This window comes from Halomonas sp. YLGW01, assembly GCF_014840935.1.
Classification (GTDB): Bacteria; Pseudomonadota; Gammaproteobacteria; order Pseudomonadales; family Halomonadaceae; genus Onishia.
On sequence record NZ_CP062005.1, the window covers coordinates 749185 to 763724 of the forward strand.

The 14540-nt window shown below is 68.0% G+C and carries 12 protein-coding genes; 5 read left to right on the forward strand and 7 right to left on the reverse strand.

The window, feature by feature from the left end:
• Positions 1 to 66: 66 nt before the first annotated feature.
• The 5 genes from IEJ03_RS03475 to IEJ03_RS03495 form a co-directional block, all read right to left on the reverse strand.
• Complete coding sequence (locus IEJ03_RS03475; RefSeq protein WP_192036327.1) at positions 67 to 1137, reverse strand: TIGR01620 family protein; 1071 nt, start codon at positions 1135 to 1137, stop codon at positions 67 to 69.
• Entirely contained in the window at positions 1134 to 2525 is a 1392-nt protein-coding gene (locus tag IEJ03_RS03480; protein ID WP_192036328.1) for a YcjX family protein, read from the reverse strand. Before IEJ03_RS03480 ends, IEJ03_RS03475 begins: the two co-directional genes overlap by 4 nt.
• Positions 2526 to 2552: 27 nt before the next feature.
• Positions 2553 to 3731 (reverse strand): MFS transporter, encoded by a 1179-nt coding sequence (locus IEJ03_RS03485; protein WP_192036329.1) that lies wholly within the window; start codon positions 3729 to 3731, stop codon positions 2553 to 2555.
• Positions 3732 to 3864: 133 nt separating this feature from the next.
• Positions 3865 to 5460, reverse strand: coding sequence for a solute:sodium symporter family transporter (locus tag IEJ03_RS03490; protein ID WP_192036330.1), 1596 nt, complete (start codon positions 5458 to 5460; stop codon positions 3865 to 3867).
• A gap of 157 nt (positions 5461 to 5617) precedes the next feature.
• Complete coding sequence (locus IEJ03_RS03495; protein ID WP_192036331.1) at positions 5618 to 5836, reverse strand: hypothetical protein; 219 nt, start codon at positions 5834 to 5836, stop codon at positions 5618 to 5620.
• Between the two features lie 141 nt (positions 5837 to 5977).
• Between IEJ03_RS03495 and IEJ03_RS03500 the strand changes: the two genes are divergently transcribed.
• Together IEJ03_RS03500 and IEJ03_RS03505 are read left to right on the forward strand one after the other, a co-directional pair.
• Complete coding sequence (locus IEJ03_RS03500) at positions 5978 to 6529, forward strand: DUF924 family protein (RefSeq protein ID WP_192036332.1); 552 nt, start codon at positions 5978 to 5980, stop codon at positions 6527 to 6529.
• A gap of 92 nt (positions 6530 to 6621) precedes the next feature.
• Complete coding sequence (locus tag IEJ03_RS03505; RefSeq protein ID WP_112055470.1) at positions 6622 to 6864, forward strand: GlsB/YeaQ/YmgE family stress response membrane protein; 243 nt, start codon at positions 6622 to 6624, stop codon at positions 6862 to 6864.
• Positions 6865 to 6987: 123 nt separating this feature from the next.
• Here IEJ03_RS03505 and gabT read toward each other — a convergent pair whose 3' ends face one another.
• Together gabT and IEJ03_RS03515 are read right to left on the reverse strand one after the other, a co-directional pair.
• Positions 6988 to 8286, reverse strand: coding sequence for a 4-aminobutyrate--2-oxoglutarate transaminase (gene gabT, locus IEJ03_RS03510; protein WP_192036333.1), 1299 nt, complete (start codon positions 8284 to 8286; stop codon positions 6988 to 6990).
• A gap of 29 nt (positions 8287 to 8315) precedes the next feature.
• Positions 8316 to 9755, reverse strand: coding sequence for an NAD-dependent succinate-semialdehyde dehydrogenase (locus tag IEJ03_RS03515; RefSeq protein ID WP_192036334.1), 1440 nt, complete (start codon positions 9753 to 9755; stop codon positions 8316 to 8318).
• A gap of 279 nt (positions 9756 to 10034) precedes the next feature.
• Between IEJ03_RS03515 and IEJ03_RS03520 the strand changes: the two genes are divergently transcribed.
• The 3 genes from IEJ03_RS03520 (at position 10035) to IEJ03_RS03530 (ending at position 14538) form a co-directional block, all read left to right on the forward strand.
• Entirely contained in the window at positions 10035 to 12512 is a 2478-nt protein-coding gene (locus tag IEJ03_RS03520) for a DUF1266 domain-containing protein (RefSeq protein WP_192036335.1), read from the forward strand.
• Positions 12513 to 12696: 184 nt separating this feature from the next.
• Positions 12697 to 13308: an NlpC/P60 family protein gene (locus tag IEJ03_RS03525; RefSeq protein ID WP_192036336.1), complete on the forward strand. Its 612-nt coding sequence runs from the start codon at positions 12697 to 12699 to the stop codon at positions 13306 to 13308.
• A gap of 48 nt (positions 13309 to 13356) precedes the next feature.
• Positions 13357 to 14538 carry an MFS transporter gene (locus IEJ03_RS03530; protein WP_192036337.1) on the forward strand — a complete coding sequence of 394 codons (1182 nt, stop codon included), beginning with the start codon at positions 13357 to 13359 and terminating at the stop codon, positions 14536 to 14538.
• Positions 14539 to 14540 lie beyond the last annotated feature (2 nt).

Sequence of the window (14540 nt, forward strand, 5' to 3'; positions counted from 1 at the left end):
TCCCTTCATCCTAGCCAAGGCGTGATTCGTCGACTTGATCCCGGTCAAGGCCCTCGGTCTTGGCCTTCAGGCGCCGTCGCTGGGCTTCCCCGCCTTTCCTGTCTTTCCCGCCTTCTCGGCGACGGTATCGAGCCGCGAGAGGCGCTGCCAGAGCTCGCGGCGCAGCTCGACGAGCCGCGGCGCCTCGCCGGCCTCGAAGGGCAGCGGCCGGGCCAGTCCCAGCGCCTTGAGCCCGAGGCGCGCGCTCATCAGGCCGACGCCGAGCCCCTGGGCGGCGCGGGTCGAGAGCCGCCCGGCGAGATCCATCGACAGCCATTCCATGCCGATGTCGCCGGCAAGCTCGCTGGTGCCGGCGAAGGCGACATTGTAGAGCACCTGACGAAACAGCTTTAGACGACTGGCGTAGCCGAGCTCCAGCCCGTAGAGCCGGGCGAGGCGATCGATCATGGCAAGGTTGCGCCAGGCCACCAGCGCCATGTCGAGAAGCCCCAAGGGGCTCGCCGCGACCAGCACGGCGGTGTCGCCTGACATCCGTGCGATCAGTCGTCGCGCCTCGCGGTCTCGCGGCGCGAGCAGGTGATGGGCGAGCAGCACGCGCTGCTCGGCGCCGCCGTGATAATCGTCCCGGGCGGCGAGATAGCCCTGCCAGTGGGGGTGGTCGGCCTCGAGGCCAAGCCGCGCTTTGAGCGTCTCGGCGAGCCGGGCCGCTTGCCGGGGATCGGCCTCGCTGAGCTCCTCGAGACGCTCGCGCAGGGCGCCATGACGTCGCAACCGGGCAAGGCGCAGGAGCTCCCTGCCAAGCGCCCGGCCCGCGAGGCCGAGCCCCGCGAGCAGCAGGAGGCTCCAGGCGCCGGCCAGCCAGTCGCCGGCGAGGGCCGCGGTGAGGGTGGAGTGTGCGGCCTCCACGGCGCCCAGCACCAAACCGGCGCCGATCAGGCTCATCAGCCCCCAGCGGCGTCGCCGAGGCCTGGCCAGGCTCGCGGCCAGGTCGGCCTCGGCCCCTGTCGCCTCTTCTTCCAGGGGGCGGCTTGCCTGTGTGTCGGGGAAGGCCATGGCAGGACGCGGATCGGTGGACCCAGGGGAAGACCCGGCGGCCGGCGTGGGGTCGAAGTGTTGGGCGGGGCGGGGATCGCTCATTGCAGCTTGTCTCCGAGCAGCCAGTCGAGGATGGCATCGAGGCGGATATGCGGCAGCGCCGCCTGGCCCCGCGGTGCGGGGCGAAAGGCACGGAAGTCGAAGCCCTGGCGGGCCCAGAAGTCGGCATCGGGCAGCCGGGGCGGTACCTCGCCGGGAAAGACCAGCACCGGCTCGTTGTTAAGGGTGGTGCCACGCAGCGCGGGCGTGGTGCGGCCCTGGTGCTCGACGCGGTGAGCGCTGGTGGTGCGGATCGACGCCAGCGAGAAGGCCTTGACCGGCACGTCGGCGAAGCGCAGATCCTTGAGCGGTTCGGCTAACAGGGCTTCGAGCAGGCTCACCAGATGGGGATGCTGCTCGGGGGTGACGTGATCGGCCTTGGTGGCGGCGATGGCCAGTCGGTCGATGCGCGGCGTGAACAGCCGCGACAAGAGGCTGCGGCGGCCATAGGCGAAGCTCTGCATCAGGGTGCCGAGTGCCCGGGACAGGTCGGCGAAGCGATCCGGCCCGGCATTCAGGGCGCCGAGCACGTCGACCAGCACGATCTGGCGATCGAAGCGCCGGAAGTGCTCCTGATAGAAGGGCCTGACGACGTGGCGCTGGTAGTGGGCGAAACGCCGGGCCAGGGTCTGATAGACGCTGTCCGCCGGCAGGGCCTTGAGCCGGTCGCGGTCGTCCTCGCCAAGCCCGGGCAGCGGGAAGAACTGCAGCACCGGGGCGCCGTCGAGCTCTCCCGGGAGCAGGAAGCGTCCGGGCTGCAGGTCGGCAAAGCCCGCTTCCCGGGCGGCGCGCAGGCCGGATGCATAGGTCTCGGCGATCTCGGCGAGGCGCGCCTCGTCGGCGGTGGCCGCCGGGTCGAGAGTGGCGAGCTTCGCCCGCCAGTCGGCGAACAGGGCGGCATATTCCCCATTGTCGGGCTGGGGGCGGGAGGCGCTCCAGCTCAGGTAGTCGTGATCCATGAGCGGCAGGTCGAGCAGCCATTCGCCGGGGTAGTCGATCAGATCCAGGGTCAGGGTCGCGGCGTCCCGGGCCAGGAGCCCGCGGCGCTTGGGGCGATAGCGGATCGCCAGGCGCAGCTCGCTGATGCCGCGGGTCGGCTCGGGCCAGCGCGGCGGCTCGGCGTCCAGCGCCGCCATGGCCGGGTCATAGGGGAAGCGCGGCACCCCAAGGTCCTGCTGGGCGACCCGCTGGGCTCCGAGCAGGCGGCCCTCCCGGGCGGCGGGCAGCAGGTCGAGGCGCGCCTCGAGCCCCGCGTGGCGCAGCTGATGGACCAGCGAGGTCAGAAAGGCCGTCTTGCCGGCGCGGGATAGGCCGGTGACCGCCAGGCGCAGCTGGCGGTCGCGGCCGCGCTCGAGGAGATCATGAAGTTCGCGAGCCAGGGGCTGGCGCATGGGGCAGGCTTCCGTTCACCAGAGAGTTCAGCTTTCAATGTGCGGGTGTGGCGCGCGGCTGGCAAGTCGCTGCCAGGTAAGCGCCGCGACCGGCACCAGCGACAGTGGGATCAGCACGGCATTCAGGCCGGACCAGCCAAGGCTCGCGACCAGGGGGCCGGCGGCGAGGGCGGTGAGGGCCACGGTGGAGAAGACCAGGAACTCGTTGGCGGCTTGGGTGCGAGCCTTTTCGGCCGGTCGATAGCTTTCGGTGAGCAGCCCCGTGGCGGGCAGGAAGGTGAAGTTCCAGCCAAGGCCGAGCAGCACAAGGCCAGTGTAGAAGCCGCCCACGCTCGATGAGATCTGAGCCACCAGGCCGCTGGCCGCCAGCAGCAGGCACCCGAGCACGATCATCCGGTGTGCGCCGAAGCGCTGGCTAAGATGGCCGGTGATGAAGGAGGGCAGGAACATCGCCAGCACGTGCCATTGAATGGTGCTGGCGACATGGCCGAAACCATGGCCGGCGCCGGCCATGGCCAGCGGGGTGGCGGTCATGGCGAGGTTCATGACGCCGTAGCCCACCAGCCCCGCCAGCGCGGCGGTGAGGAAGGACGGTTGGCGCAGCACCTCGCCGAGCGGGCGCCCCGGGCCGGCCGTGTGGGTGGCCTCGGGCGGGGGTAGGCGGATCAGGCTAAGCACCAGCAGGGCCACGATATAGAGGACACCGAGCCCAATGAAACTGGCCAGGAAGGGGGGCTCACCGATCTCGCGGCTGGTGCGGGCCAGCCAGGGGCCGGCGAAGGCCGCCAGCACCCCGCCACCCATCACCAGGCCGATGGCGCGATCACGCAGCGCCGAGGGCGCGGCCTCGACGGCGGCGAAGCGGTAGAGCTGGCCGAAGCCGATGCCGATGCCGATCAGCCAGGTGGCGAGCATGAACAGCCCGAACGCCTCGCCGCGCAGCGCCTGGCAGGCGACCGCGACACCGCAAAGCCCGACCAGGTTGCCGAGCAGGAAGCCCCGGCGGCGGCCGAGACGGGCCATGATCAGCGAGGCGGGCACGGTGGCGCACATCAGCCCCAGCCATTGGGTGGCCACCGGGGCGGTGGACCAGGTAGGGCTCGGCGCCAGACTCGCCCCGATCAGGGGCGAGACGGCGATCAAGAGGATATTGCCGCTGATCAGCAAGGCCTGGCACAGCGAGAGCAGGGTGACACTGAGGGGCATGATCACACTCCTTGGCAAGGCGCCTCAGTGTGCCCCGCAGGCCTCGACGCGGCAACGACCGAAGGGGCGTGGCCAGAAACGACGATGCCCTGCGCGAGGGCAGGGCATCGAGAGACGAGCGGGCTGTTCGTGGTCAGCCGGCGAAGGCGGCGTAGATGGCGATCACCAGGATCACCAGCACGATGCCGGCGGGCACGGCGCCCTTCCAGGGCGTCAGGTCGACGGCGCCGCTGTCTTCCTGGACCCAGTCGGTGGAACGCGGGCGCAGCTTGCCGATGATCAGCATCACGACCACCAGCAGCACGAAGACCGCGGCCACGAAGTGGAACTCATGCATGATGGTCGGCAGCTTGTTGAACGGCGGCACGAAGTAGCCGGCGAAGATCAGCAGGCAGCCACCCACCAGCGCCACCTTGGCGGCCAGCGGCGGCACGCGCTTGGTCATCAGGCCGACGATCACCACGGCGAGGATGGGGATGAAGTAGATGGCATTCATCTTCTGCAGGTAGCCGAACAGGCTCTCCTGACCGGCCAGCAGCGGGGCGATGGTCATCGACAGGATGGCCATGATCCAGCCGAACACCTTGCCCGAGTTGACCACCTGCTCCTCGGTGGCGTCCTTCTTGAACACCCCCTTGTAGATGCCCAGGCTGAAGATGGTGGTGGTGCTGTTCAGCGCCGAGTTGAAGGACGACAGGATGGCGCCGACCATCACCGCGGCGAAGAAGCCGGTGAGGTAGGGTGGCAGCACGTCGAACACCAGGTGACCGTAGGCCTCGTCGGCGGCCACGCCCTGATCGGCGTAGAGGTGGTAGGCGATGATGCCCGGCAGCACCAGGTACAGCGGTCCCAGGAGCTTGAAGAAGCCGGTCAGCAGCACGCCCTTCTGGCCCTCGGCGAGGCTCTTGGCGGCAAAGGTGCGCTGGATGATCTGCTGGTTGGTGGTCCAGTAGAAGAGGTGCAGCAGCAGCACGCCGGTGAAGACGGTGGAGAAGGGCACCTGCTGCTCGGGACCGCCGATCGAGTCGAGCTTGTCCGGGTTGCTCTGCTTGAGGATCTCCCAGCCGGCGAACACGCCGCCGTCATCGCTGACCGCCTGCAGGCCGAAGTAGACGATCACGAAGCCGCCGATGAGAAGGCCGATGCCGTTGAGGGTATCGGACACGGCGACGGTGCGCAGGCCGCCGAACAGGGCATAGATCGAGCCGATCAGGCCGACCCCCCATACCGTCAGCCACAGCAGGGTGGTATCGGAGCCGATGCCGGTCAGGCCGGGCAGGTCGAGCATGCCCTGCAGGCCCATGGCCCCGGAGTAGAGGATGATCGGCAGCAGGATCACCGCGTAGGCAATCAGGAAGATCACGTTGGTGATCAGCTGGGTGCCGGCATCGAAGCGGATCGACAAGAGCTGGGGCAGGGTGGCGATGCCGCTCTTGAGAAAGCGCGGCAGGAAGAACAGCGCCAGGGCCACCAGGGCGATGACGGCGATCACCTCCCAGGCCATGACCGATAGGCCATCGCTAAAGGCCGCCCCGTTGAGGCCCACCATCTGCTCGGTGGACAGGTTGGTCATCAGCAGCGAGCCGGCGATCAGCGGGAAGGTCAGGGAGCGGCCGGCCAGGAAGTAGCCTTGGGAGCTTTGATGGTCATCGCGTCGGGTGATCCGCCAGGTGATGAAGGCGACCAGGCCGGTAAAGAACACGAACGACGCCAGGGTCAGGGCATGCACGGGAATGATCCTTGAACAGCGGACAGCAGCGACGCTAGCGACGCCAAGGCTGCCTGAGAATGGAAAAACGATTAAGAAGGGGCGATGCTAGGGAGCCTTAGACCAAAGGACTATCCGCCTTTCGTCTAAGGCCGAGAATGGGCCTCAGTTCGGCAGCTTAATTAGGCACGAGCGGTGTGGCCGGCGGTGGGGGAATCAGGCCGGTCAGCTGGCCCAGCATCGGGCTGGCCGCGATCAGGAAACCCAGCCCGGCCAGCACCTGACCGAGACGCTTGCGCCGGGGATGCCGGGCCATCGTCAGGCCCACCAGGCAGATGACGAGGCCGAGGGTATGCAGCATCAGCGTCAGGGCGGGCAGGAGATCATGCAGTGGCATCGAGCTTCCTCTCGGGAGATGCTTGGGGATGGGCGCAGAGTCGTCTAGGCTGGGATGAGGATTCCCATCATATCAAGGCGTTCCGGCGGTCGACATGGCTGCCGTCGGCGGTGGTCCTGATGCGCAGCCAAGGAGAAGAGCATGACGGTCGACGTCGGGCCCGAGGCGGTCCTCGACTTCTGGTTCGAGGAGTTGACGCCCAGGCAGTGGTTCGCCAAGGATGCGGCGTTGGACGCGCGTATTGCGGAGCGCTTCGTGACCCTGTGGTCCGCGGCCCGCGAGGCCGAGCTGTGGGGCTGGCGGATGACACCCGAGGGGCGTCTGGCCGAGATCCTGGTGCTGGATCAGTTCTCGCGCAACATGCATCGCGACCACCCTTTGGCCTTTGCCCAGGATGCATTGGCGCTGGTGCTGGCTCAGGAGGCGGTGGCCCAGAAAGCCGACCGGGCGCTCGCGACTCGCCAGTTGCCTTTCCTCTATATGCCGTACATGCACAGCGAGTCGCTGCGCGTTCAGGACGAGGCGGTGGTGCTGTTCGACCGGCCCGGGCTTGAGGACAACCTGCGCTTCGCCCACCGGCATCGCGATATCATCCGTCGCTTCGGCCGCTACCCGCACCGCAATGCCATCCTGGGCCGTGAGTCGACCTCGGAGGAGGACGCCTTTCTGGCACAGCCCGGCTCGCGTTTCTGAACGGGACCTGACAAGGTGACCGGGGCATCGGTCGAGCGCCGATGTCACGATGGGAGAGCAGTGATTTCATTCACGGCAAAGGAGAGCGCCTCATGGGCATCATCGCGTGGTTGATTATCGGCGGGCTGGCCGGCTGGATTGCCGGCAACATCATGCGCGGCGGCGGGTTCGGCGTGCTGGGCAATATCGGCGTCGGCGTGGTCGGCGCGCTGGTAGGCGGCTTCATGTTCAGCCTGCTGGGGCTGTCCGCCGGTGGCTTCATCGGCTCGCTGGTCACGGCGACGGTGGGCGCCGTGGTGCTGCTATGGATCATTTCCAAGGTCAAGAGCGGCTGACGCCCTTTCCCTCTGGCACAGACAGCATCAAGCACACACAGCATCGAAAACGACACCGCCCGGCCATTTGGCCGGGCGGTGTCGTTTCAGGGGCGGGCTTGCCGCATCGTCAGCTCATGACGATCAGGCGGTCGCGGCGCTCTTGCTGCCGACCAACTCCTTGAGGGACTCCTCGATGATGGCCAGGCCTTCCTCGAGGATCTCGTCCTCGATGGTGACCGGCATCAGGAAACGGATGGTGTTGCCGAACAGGCCGCAGGACAAGAGGATCAGCCCCTTCTCGCGAGCCTTCTTGCACAGGGCGCCGGCCAGGTCGGCATCCGGGGTGTGGTTGGCCTTGTCGGAGACCAGGTCGATGGCGGCCATGGCGCCCATGTTGCGGCCGTTGTCGACGCAGTCGAAGTCCTGTTGCCACTTGGCGAAACGCTTGGCCAGCTTGTCACCCAGCGCCTGGCTCTTGCCGAGGATGTCCTCTTCCTCGAAGGCTTCCAGTACCGCCAGGGTCGCCGCGCAGGAGACCGGGCTGCCGGTGTAGGTGCCGCCCAGGGAGTTGGGGCCGGAGGCATCCATGTGCTTGTCGGTGCCGACGATGGCGGAGATCGGCATGCCGTCGGCCATGCTCTTGGCCATGGTGATGATGTCCGGCTCGACGCCGCTGTGCTCGATGGCAAACAGCTTGCCGGTACGACCGAAGCCGGACTGCACTTCGTCGATGATCATCAGCATGCCGTGCTCGTCGCAAATCTCGCGGATCGCCTTGAGGAAGCTCGCCGGTGCCGGGTAGAAGCCACCCTCACCGAGCACCGGCTCCAGTACGATGGCGGCGGTGTCCTTCGGATTGGCATCGGTCTTGAGCGTCATCTTCAGGCCGCGCAGGGCCTCTTCCTCGCTGACGCCGTGATACGGCACCGGATAGGGAGCCCGGAAGACGTTGCCCGGCATGCTGCCGAAGTCGGTGGAGTAGGGGGCGACCTTGCCGTTCATGGCCATGGTCATGAAGGTACGGCCATGATAGCCGCCGTCGAAGCAGATGACGTTGTTCTTGCCGGTGGCCGCGCGGGCGATCTTGACCGCGTTCTCCAGCGCCTCGGCACCGGAGTTGGCCAGCATCACCTTGCCATGGCCGCGCACCGGCGTGACCTGGCTGAGCTTCTCGGCGACCTTCACATAGCCTTCATAGGGCATGACGGTCTGGCAGGTGTGCATGACCTTATCGAGCTGGTCCTTGACCGCCTGGACCACCTTGGGGTGACGATGACCGATGTTCAGCACGCCGATACCGCCGGCGAAGTCGATGATGCGGTTGCCGTCGGCATCCCAGATCAGGGCATTCTCGGCACGGTCGGCGAACTGGGTGGCCGGGCTGGCGGCCCCATTGGCCACGTAGCGCTGCTTGAGTTCGTTGAGTTGGGCGTTATTCATGAATCTCTCCTGTCAGAGTCACCTGGCGCTCAGAGGCCGCCAATACAGACGTACTTCAGTTCAGTGTAGTCGTCCAGTCCGTGACGCGATCCTTCACGGCCCAGCCCGGATTCCTTGATGCCGCCGAAGGGCGCCAGCTCGGTCGAGAGAATCCCTTCGTTGACCCCCACCATGCCATACTCGAGGGCCTCCATCACATGCCAGATGCGGGCATAGTCACGGGCATAGAAGTAGGCCGCCAGGCCGAACTCGGTGGCATTGGCCATGGCGATGGCCTCGGCGTCATCGGTGAAGCGGAACACCGGGGCCAGCGGGCCGAAGGTCTCTTCCCGGGCGACCCGCATTTCGGGCGTCACGTCGGCGATCACCGTGGGCTGATAGAAGGTGCCGCCCAGCTGGTGGGGCTCGCCCCCACAGATCAGGCGGCCACCCTTTTCCAGGGCGTCGCGCACATGGCTCTGCACCTTGTCCACGGCCGCCGCGTTGATCAGCGGCCCCTGCACGACACCCGCTTCGAGGCCATTGCCGACGCGAAGTTCGCTGACCCGCGCCGCGAGCTTCTCGACGAAGGCGTCATAGACGCCGTCCTGCACCAGCAGGCGATTGGTGCAGACGCAGGTCTGGCCGGAGTTGCGGAACTTGGAGGCGATGGCGCCTTCCACCGCGGCATCCAGGTCGGCGTCGTCGAAGACGATGAAGGGCGCGTTGCCGCCTAGCTCCATCGAGGCCTTCTTGACCGTGCCGGCGCACTGGGCGAGCAATTTCTTGCCCACCGGGGTGGATCCGGTGAAGGAGACCTTGCGGACTCGCGGGTCGGTGGTCAGCACCTCGCCAATCTCCGCCGGTTGGCTTGCGGTAACCACGTTGAGCACCCCGGCGGGCAGGCCGGCGTCCTCGGCCAGTTTAGCCAGCGCCAGGGCGGTCAGCGGGGTCGCCTCGGCGGGCTTGATGACCACCGTGCAGCCGGCGGCCAGGGCGGGGCCGACCTTGCGGGTGATCATGGCCAGCGGGAAGTTCCAGGGCGTGATGGCCGCCACCACGCCAATGGGTTCACGCACCACCAGCAGGCGCTTGTCGGCGCTGTGGGTGGGCAGGGTCTCGCCGGCCATGCGCTTGGCTTCCTCGGCGTAGTACTCGAGGAAGTTGGCGCCATAGGCCACTTCGCCCATCGACTCGGCCAGCGGCTTGCCCTGCTCCTGGGTCATCAGGCGCGCCAACGGTTCCTGGTGGGCCATGATGGTGTCGAACCAGCGACGCAGCAGCGCCGAGCGCTCCTTGGCCGAGCGCTTGCGCCAGGCCGGCAGGGCGGCATCGGCGGCGGCCACGGCGTCCCGGGCCGCGGCGCCATCGAGATCGGCCACCTCGGCGAGGGTCTCGCCGGTGGCGGGGTTGGTCACGGCAAAGCGCGTCGGCGCCTCGCACCATTGGCCGTTGATATAGGCCTGGGACTTCAGCAGTTCGGACGACATCGTCGGGAGACCTCCAGGGGGTGGTGTTGTTATCATATTCAACGAGTGTGCATTATTTAAAACAATCCGCCAAGCCTCGGTCGAGGGCGACGTTAGTCGTTCCGTGTCACCGGCGCTCGGGGGTGGCCACTCGGCGCAGGGCGTGGTGATGGCCACGGGCCGGTCGCTTGCGTTTACCGACCTGTCAGGCATCGGCGAATCGTCCCGTTTCCGCTAAACTGGAGCGCCAAAAATTCCTATGGTTGTCATGACGACAAGCTGTGCGTGGTGAGGTGAGTCTTGGTCGATCCCCTGAGTGCCTGGTGGGCGCAACAACTGGTGCTGTGCGACTGGGCCTTTTCGCCCGATCCGACGGCCGTGGAGCCGGCGCTGGCGGTCCAGCGTCTGGCCGACATGGAGGTGGCGGATCGCTGCGAGCTGGGCTGGCGGCTGATCGAGGCCTTTTCCCCGGGCTCCGTGAATCCGGTCGGTCATCTGGAAAGCCTGGAGCTGCTCGCCCTGGCGGTGGCTGCCGGCTGGCTGCCGGCCGAGCAGGCGCGTGCCTGGGTGGCGCGCATCGCCGCCGATATCTGTGCCCATTGCAACAGTCTCGAGGACTGGTTGACCGTGCTGCGCCAGGCGCGCAGTGCCTTGGGGTGGGAGCGGGGCGAGGACGGCTTCCTCGCCGCCTGCGAGGCTCTGGCGGCGCTGGAGCGTGAGGGCGCCGGCATCACCTGGGACCTGCTCGCCGAGACGGTGCGCCGACTGCCCCAGGCCCCGCTGTGGCCGTCGGCCCCCGAGGCTCAGGCCTGGCGGCTGCGCGCCGCTTTCGCGCCCGCGCTGGTGAGCGGTGCCGAGGAGGCGCTGGATGCGCCCCAGTCACGCGCCTTCCTCGCCGAGGAGTGGCAGGTGCACGATCGCGACGGGCTGGTGCGCCAGCTGCTGTGGCTGGCGGGACAGGGCGATCGCTATGCCTGGGATCTGGATGCGGTCCGCGTGCTCGAGGCCGCAGGCGATGCGCGTGAGGCCTGGCTCGCCGGGCAGAAGGGCGAGACGCTGGCTACCGCCAAGGTGCTGCTCGGCTTCGTCGAGCGGGGAGAAACCCTGGAGTGGGCCGCCTGGGACTGGCTGCGGCTGGTGGACCTGGCCTATGCCGGCCTGGCGTTGGGCTGGCTCGAGGCCGACGAGGCCGAGGCCTTCGCGCACCATGCACTGGACCTGATCACTCGCCGCTACAGCGACTGGGTCGCCGTGGCGACGGCCTACCAGCGCGGGCGCAGCCTCTTCGAGGGGCGCGATCGCATGGGCGAGCTCCATCGGGACTGGGCCCTGCTGCTGCAGTCGCCGGCGAGCCCCTGGCGGTTGCCGCTCAACGCCCTGCAAGATGAGGCCAGTCGCGAGGCATCGCGCCGGGCGATGCGTGGCTGGCGCGCCGACCCGCGCCACTGGGTGCTGGCCCTGGCCTCGGTGCGCGAACCCGAGCTGCTGCTGCGCCAGGGGCCCGTGCCGACCCTGTCGGAAGCCGTGCGCCAAGAGGCCCGCCACTATCTGCAGGAGGTGCTCGGCCTCTATCCCGATGACGGCGTGGACGGGCTCGCCCGCTATTGGCTGCCGGCCCAGGCCCATCATCTCAATCAGCTGGCCGCCGACGCGGATCATGGCGCCCTGCCGAGTCTGGTGACCCCCTTCGGGCAGCCCGGCGCCGAGGGGCTCGCCCAGCGTGACGCCCTGCGCGGTTGCAGCCGTTTCTCTGCCACCGTGCACATGGCTGAGAAGTATGCGTTCTATCTGCAGATGGCCGGGGATAGCGAGGACTTCGTTGCCGAGGGGTTGGCACGCCTGGCCGAATCGCTGCGCGGCGTGCTGTGCCACTTCTATCCGGACGCGCGGCGCCTGCTCAATGCCTGGGCCTGCTGGGAGGCCGCGCTGCCCGAGCCGCCCCTCGAGCAGAGCACGCCGGTCTCGCTGGCGCACGAGATTCGCTGGCACCGGGACGACCCGGGCAGTCCCTTCCATTGGCTCGACTGGCAGATCAGCGCCGGCTGGCAGGAGCCCGGCCCGCGACTCAGCCTGCCTCGCTTCACCGCCCTGGCCCTGGTCGGGCCCCTCAATGGTGGCGCCTGGAGCGAACCGCTGCCGGAGAGTGATCGCGAGGTGGCTGCCATCCGGGAGTGGATCGATGGCCATTACGGCCTCCAGGAAGCCGAGGGCCTGCGGGAGTTTCTCGATTTCCTGCTGTCCGCCGGCGATCGGCAGGAATATCAGATCAACTACGCGCCCTATACCCTCAATGCTGCGCGCCTCGCCTCGGAGATCGCGACGCTGGAGAGCGACGACTGCAGCGAGGAGGAGCGCAACCACCTGCTGCGCCTGAAACGGGTGCGGGACAACGATGCCAGCTGCAATGCCTTCGACATGGCGGCCTGGGATATCGCCCAGGCCGTGGACCTGGCCATCGCCGGGCGCCAGCTTCAATGGCTGAGCGAGGCTCAGTTCACCGCGGCCCTCGACCGGGCCGCGGCGCTGGCCGCCAGCCACTACTCGAGCTGGCAAGCCTACGCCCGGGGGCTCTATGCGGGCTTCTCGTTCTTCATGGGCGAGACCGAGGAGCGGGGGGCCTTTTTGAAGAGCTTCCGCGAGGCGATGGTGAGCTGGCTGACCGGGGCGCCGCCGCTGGCCGGCCCCTGGGCGAGCTTGGATTTCCCCGGTGCACGCCCGCGCCATTGGGCGCCGATGCATATCGATACCCTGCCGGGGGATGCGCGCACCCTGCACTAGTATGGCGTCGCCATGAGTGAGTGCTTGCTCGTCATGAGAGTGGTACATAAAGGCTCGTCATGCCCATCATCAGTCGCTATCATGCATGACTTATATGGTCTCCAGCTGCAGTAGGTTGGGGACCTTGGCCGGTTATCTTGGAATCGCTCGGGCGCGATCCGGACCACAGGGAGGAGGTCAGACGATGTCACGGATTGCCGTTACCCTGTTACTCCTGGGGCTACAGGCCGGCCTCGTGGGCTGCGCGACCTCGCCGTCACCCGACGCGCCCGAGGTGCCGCCGGACTATTTCGCCATGCAGCTGCCGAGCCTTGCGAGCGGCCCCATGTCCCCGGTGGATAACCCGCTGCGCGATCACCAGGGCCTGCGCCAGCCGAGTCGGGAGGTGATCCGGGGGGTGCTGCTGGCCGAGCACGAGCGCTGGCTGGGCACGCCCTATCGGCTCGGCGGCGAAAGCCGCCGGGGCATCGACTGCTCGGCGCTGATCCAGGCTATCTTCCGCGAGCGCTTCGACACCGAGCTGCCCCGCACCACCTCCCAGCAGGTGCGGGAGGGGCGGCGAGTCGAGCGCGGCGCGCTCAAGCCCGGCGACCTGGTGTTCTTCCGCCCGCCCGGTACCTACCGCCACGCCGGCATCTATGTCGGGGACGGCTTTTTCCTGCATGCCTCCTCGTCCCGAGGGGTCGCCCTGTCACGCCTCGATAACGGCTACTGGCGGCGCCACTACTGGCAGGCGCGTCGTCCGTTGGCGCCGACGCAGCTCGCCCAGCGGGCGCTCCTGGCCACCAGCGGCTGACCCCCAATCCCTGCCCCTCACTCGCGAACGCCCCATGATGGACGCCCCATGATACAGGCCCATAGCCGCGACTGGTGGCGAGCCACCCTGGCGCTTTGCCTGGGCTCCTTCATCGTCTTCATCAACCTATACGCCCCTCAGCCGCTGCTGCCAGAGCTGCGCGCCACCTTCGGTGTCTCGACGCTGATGGCAAGCCTGGTGATGTCCTGCGCGACCCTGGCGCTGGCGGCCTCGCTGCTGGTGTATGGCACCCTCTCGGACGCCGTGGGGCGTGGCGCCATCATGCGCGTCAGCCTGCTGTTGACGGCGCTGTGCTCGCTGGCGATTGCCCTGGTGCCGAGCTTCTGGGGGTTGCTCGCCCTGCGCCTGCTCCAGGGGCTGGTGCTCGCCGGCCTGCCGGCGGTGGCGGTGGCCTGGATGAGCGACGAGTTCGAGCCTCGCGCGCTGATGCTGGCGGTGGGGCTCTACATCAGCGCCAACAGTCTGGGCGGCATCGGTGGACGGGTGATGGGCGGCTGGGCCGGCGAGGCCGGCGGCTGGTCCCTGAGCTTCCTGGTGGTGGGCGCTCTCAGCCTGGTGGGGGTGGCGGTGTTCTGGCGGCTGCTGCCGCCGGCAAGGCACTTCACGCCGTCGCGCTTTCGCCTTAGAGAGGCGCTTTCCAGCATTCGGGGGCATCTGACGACGCCGGTGCTGCTGGTGGCCTGCCTGATCGGTGGCCTGAACTTCATGGTCTTCATCAACCAGTACAGCTATGTCACCTTCCGGCTCAGCGAGGCACCCTACGGGCTCGGCGCCCAGTGGCTCGGCATGCTGTTCCTGACCTATCTGGGCGGTACCTTGGGCTCGGCCTGGTCGGGGCGGCTGGCCCAGCGTATTGCCTCGCCGCTGTGCATGATGGCGGGCATCGGTATCTTCATGCTGGGCAGTCTGGTCACCCTGGCCGAGGGGCTCGGCACGATCGTGGCCGGTCTGACTCTCAATGCCTTCGGCTTCTTCCTCTGCCATGCCACGGCCTCGGGCTGGGTCGGCCGCCATGCCCTGCGCGCCAGGGGCACCGCCACGGCGCTCTACCTGGTGTTCTACTACCTGGGCGCGAGTCTTGGAGGTTTCTACCTGGAACCGTTCTGGCGATTCGGCGGCTGGGCGGGGGTGACTCTCGCCGCCGAACTGGTGCTGATGGCGACCCTCGGGCTCAGTGTCTGGCTGTGGCGACGGGCTGAGCCACGATGATG